Origin of the sequence: Prosthecobacter sp. (assembly GCF_044373815.1) — a bacterium.
Lineage (GTDB): Bacteria > Verrucomicrobiota > Verrucomicrobiia > Verrucomicrobiales > Verrucomicrobiaceae > Prosthecobacter.
The window spans coordinates 1-4,492 of sequence record NZ_JBIPNG010000510.1 but is presented as its reverse complement, the minus strand read 5'-3'; the positions used below and the strand labels follow the sequence as shown (position 1 = coordinate 4,492).

Genomic DNA, 4,492 nt, shown 5'->3' with positions numbered 1-4,492 from the left:
CTCGGTGCGGGTGGCTCGTTCCTCATCGGCCCTGAGCATGAGAGATGGGATCTGGTTATGCTGGTGCGCCAGAGCAGTGCGGAGGCCTTCCTAGCATTTGCGGAAAATCAAGACTGCATGGCCGGCCTCGGTCACCGGACGGCTGCCGTTGAAGATTCCCGTCTGCTCCCCCTGAGTCAGATCAGCCTCCCAGATGGGAGTGGAAGTACCTGAATCCGTGGACGGGGTGTGGCTCTCTCGGAGCGCTTCCATGGAGCAGGGGGGATAGAACTGTGGACCGCATGGATGTCTGGTTGCATCCCGCAGCGGCTTCGCCTAGATGCGGGTTAGATTTCCCATGCCCCACGCCCTTCTTCTCAAATTTCCTGGAACCAATTGCGATGCCGAAACCGCTCGTGCCTTGGAGGCGGCGGGTTTTACAGCGGAGGTGCTGCCAGTGGCCCTGCTGGAAGCCAGCTCACTCGACAAAGCGCAGATGATCGTGTTCTCCGGCGGCTTCAGCTACGGTGACTACGTGATGTCCGGCCGCATCGCCCAGCTCATCACGAAATCCAAGCTCGGCGACCAGTTGAAAACCTTCGTGGACAAGGGCGGCTATGCTCTGGGCATCTGCAACGGCTTCCAAATTCTGACCCAGCTCGATCTCCTGCCGAAGGGCAGCCTGATTCACAACACCAGCGGCAAGTTCATCTGCCGCTGGGTGGGACTCAAGAAAACCAAGGGCAAGGCCAGCCCGTATCTGAGCAAGCTGCCTGAGAATTTCGAGCTGCCCGTCGCCCATGCGGAAGGCCGCCTCGTGACGGAAGGGGATGCTGCTGCGGGTTACGTGAAGTCCGGCCATGCCGCGCTGCTCTACGCGACCAATGTGAACGGCTCCACGAATGCCATCGCCGGACTGCAGGATGACACGGGCCGTGTGTTTGGCCTGATGCCGCACCCGGAACGCTTCATCTTCAAGAGCCAGCATTACGATCCAGATTGGAACGGAGACACCCAGTACGGCTGGGGACATTACCTGTTCCAGTCGGCCCGTGAGGCTCTGAACTAAGCCCTTTGGGCTACGGAACTGACTGGATTTATATCCAGTATTTATGGTTAATCTGTTCTGGGGTGAATGTTTTCATTTGTAATAATATGGTATTTATATAAAATACATATTAATTACTTAGATTCATGAAATCAGACTCCTCTCCGACCTCTTCACATTCCAGCGCTCGCACGACTCAGTTGGCTTTGGCCCTGATTCTCATGCTCTCCGGCTTCTGCTCGCTGGTGTATCAGACGGTGTGGCTGCGTGAGTTCCGGCTGGTGTTTGGCGGGGCAGCCCCAGCGGCGGCGGCTGTCATGGCGGTGTTCATGGGTGGGCTCGGTTTTGGCGGCAAACTGTTCGGCTCCTGGGTGGAGCGCGTGGGGCGGCCGTTTCGGTTTTATGCCAGGCTTGAGGTGGGTATCGCCATCGCAGCGGTGGCTTCTCCCACGCTTCTTGGGCTGGCACGTTCGCTGTATTTGAAGACGGGCGGCACCGCTGGAATGGGACTGGCCCCCGCGACCTGCCTGCAGCTGCTCATGACGGCACTGGTGCTGGGCTTGCCCTGCTTCCTGATGGGCGGCACATTGCCAGCAGCGATGAAATTCGCCCAGCGCGATGACGATCCGCGTCGTTCGACCACGGCTTTCTTTTACGGCATCAACATCGCCGGTGCAGTGAGCGGGGCACTCCTGAGCACTTTCTGGCTGCTGCCCACGCTGGGAAACAAAGGGGCGCTCACCATCGCCGTGCTGGCGAATCTCGGCATCGCCCTCGCGGCGGGAGCCATCTCGATGGTTCAGGAAAAAGAGCCACGGCAACCAGCACCGGTGGACGAGGCACTGCCGGAGGAACAAGTGGGAGCCAAGGCACCGGCTGCCTTCGTGCTGGCCGCAGCCTTCATGAGCGGTTTCACCTTCTTCGTGGCGGAGCTGGTGTGGTATCGCATCTCCACGCCGCTGCTCGGCGGCTCGGTCTATGGGTTTGGTCTTGTGCTGTGCGTGGTGCTGGCCGGCATGGGCATCGGAGGTCTGCTGTATGCGCTGATCTTGAAAAAGGCGGAGCCAAGCATCGCTGGCTTCACCATCGTCTCAGCCCTGCAGGCGCTCGCCATCTTGCTGCCCTTTGCGCTGGGTGATCGCATCGCGCATCTGGCGCTGATTTTGAATGACAGCCTGCGCGGAGTTGGCCTTGGTGAAATGGCCATGGGCTGGGCGGTCGTCATGGGAACGCTGGCGTTCCTGCCTTCGCTGCTCAGCGGCATTCAGTTTCCGCTGCTCGTGTCACTGCTTGGCCGTGGCAATGCGGGGGTGGGGCAGCAGCTTGGGCGGGCTTATCTTTGGAATACCTTTGGCTCCATCACCGGATCGTTGCTCGGCGGTTTCCTGCTGGTGCCGTTGCTTGGGCTGAAAGGCTGCTGGCTGCTCGCGGCCCTGCTGGTGGCTGGGATGTCCGCCGCATCGCTATGGCTGCAGCTTCGCCGCCAGGAAGGAGATGCAAGCACCTTTGCCTCCCGCTTTACCTGGAATGGCCGCATGGCTCTCGCGGCGCTCTTCGTCTGCGGATTTTTCGCCTTTGGCACCACCGGGCCTACGGCGGTCTGGATGCACACGCCCATCGGCTACGGCCGTGTCTCACAGGGGTACCGCTCGGCGCTCGGCCTGGAAACCTGGCAGCGCAATGCACGGCGTTCTTTGGTGCAGGCTTATGATGGTCGGGAGACAAGCGTCGCCGTTGTCGGTGGCATGCAGTATTCGTTTTTGACCAATGGCAAGAGTGATGGTTCCGCCGTGGGCGATGCCGCCACGCAGGTCATGCTCGGCATCACGGGGGCCATTTTGCATCCGAACCCGCAGAACGCCTGCGTCGTGGGTCTGGGCACCGGCACCACAGCAGGCTGGCTGGCAGATGTTCCCGGCATGCAGCGCGTGGATGTCCTCGAACTCGAAGAGGAAATCCGCAAGGTCGCGAAGTTTTTCGATCCCGTGAGCCGCAATGCGATGCAGAACCCGCGCGTCAACAACATCACCGGAGACGCACGGGAGTTTCTCCTGACCAAGGGCGAGAACTACGATCTCATCGTCTCCGAGCCCTCCAATCCCTGCCGGGCGGGCGTGGCCAATCTCTACACACGCGAGTTCTACCAGAACGCCAGCCAGCGCCTGACCAAGAACGGCATCTTCTGCCAGTGGCTGCAGGGTTACGAAGTCGAGCCCGGCACCATCACCACCGTCATCAGCACGCTGCGGAAGGTCTTCCCGAAAGTCGAGGTCTGGGCCACGCAGAGTGTGGACATGCTGCTGATCTGCTCAAATGACGAGGCTCCCTGGCAGCTCGAATCCCTGCGCAAGCGTGTCAAACTGGAGCCGATGGCCGAGGCGGTGCGGCGCTTTTGGAAAACGGACAGCGCTGAAGGTTTCCTGACCGGATGCCTCGCCAACAGCGAGTACTGCACGGCACTGGCCGCTTCCTCCAAAGCGGTGAACACCGATGACATGAACCGCCTCGAGTTCAGCTTTGCCCGCAGTGTGGCCAAGCAAACGAACTGTTCCTACGATCTCGCTCGTGCCTCCACTCGCGCAGGCTGTTATCTGCCCAAGGTCGATGAGGCCATCAACATGCCGCTCTACCTTGCTGAGCGTGTGCACATGCCGGGCCGTTTGTGGGAGTCCGCGTCAGCCGATGTGCTTTCCGCTGATACTCCTGCGGAGTTTCGTGGACGGGTGGAATCTTTGAAGCTGTTCTGGAAGCAGAATTACGCCGGCTACCTTGCCGCCCCCATGCCCGTCGCACCCGTGCTGGCCGACCGCATCCTTCAGGCCATAGCCAAGGCGCGTACAGGGGCGCCAGATGCGTTTGCAGCCATTGATGCCATCGAAACGCTCTCCGCAGCGGACGCCCACTTTTTGAAGGCCATCGCCAGTCATGTGCAAAAGCAGCCGGCAGAGGTGCTTGCCCACATCGAACAGGGGCTCGACAGCCTCATGACCTCGCCATGGTGCCGCATTCCGCTGGTGGGTGAGGCGGTGACCCTTCTCGGCGAACTGGCCCGCTCCAAAGCCGTGGTGCAGGATCCGCGCTTCCTCGTGATCTTTGACAAGCTGGGCCGTGACTATCCCGTGCATGCCGCACGCTCCACCCTGCTGGGCATGCGCTGTGAGATGGCCATGCACCTGAAGGTGCCGCAGCAACTCGCCGCCATCGAAAGCCTGGGCCTGCCCTATCCCTGGCATGGCCGCACGCTGGCCCTGCGCGTCAGCGCCTTCATGCAGGCAAATGACCCACGCCTGGAAGCTGCCATGGAAGACATGAACCGCTTCCTGGATCAAGGCGGCACCATCGGCGGTGAAGCACCTCCCTTTGTCGTCCAGGTGAAGCGGCCCGTGCCCGCCGTCGCTCCGGTGCAGCCGATGGTGATCGGAGCCCAGTCTGGCGAGTGATTTTCTGCGAGGGTGAGATCGTGGC

Annotated in this window: 2 protein-coding genes and 1 pseudogene; all 3 read left to right on the top strand. The window is 61.0% G+C overall.

Features of this window, described 5'->3' with window-relative positions:
• Positions 1-213 (top strand): annotated as a pseudogene (locus ACIREA_RS27180) (DUF1330 domain-containing protein); the annotation flags it as partial.
• Positions 214-337: 124 nt separating this feature from the next.
• Positions 338-1,048 (top strand): phosphoribosylformylglycinamidine synthase I, encoded by a 711-nt coding sequence (purQ, locus tag ACIREA_RS27175; RefSeq protein ID WP_397385460.1) that lies wholly within the window; start codon positions 338-340, stop codon positions 1,046-1,048.
• 200 nt (positions 1,049-1,248) lie between these two features.
• The gene (locus ACIREA_RS27170; protein ID WP_397385459.1) at positions 1,249-4,467 is read left to right on the top strand and encodes a fused MFS/spermidine synthase; all 3,219 of its coding nucleotides are present in this window, start codon (positions 1,249-1,251) and stop codon (positions 4,465-4,467) included.
• Positions 4,468-4,492 lie beyond the last annotated feature (25 nt).

What these genes read in the sequence shown, in the direction of transcription:
- ACIREA_RS27170 (WP_397385459.1), top strand. Translation starts at nt 1,249, where the DNA reads ATGCTCTCCGGCTTCTGCTCGCTGGTGTATCAGACGGTGTGGCTGCGT.
- purQ (WP_397385460.1), top strand. Translation starts at nt 338, where the DNA reads ATGCCCCACGCCCTTCTTCTCAAATTTCCTGGAACCAATTGCGATGCC.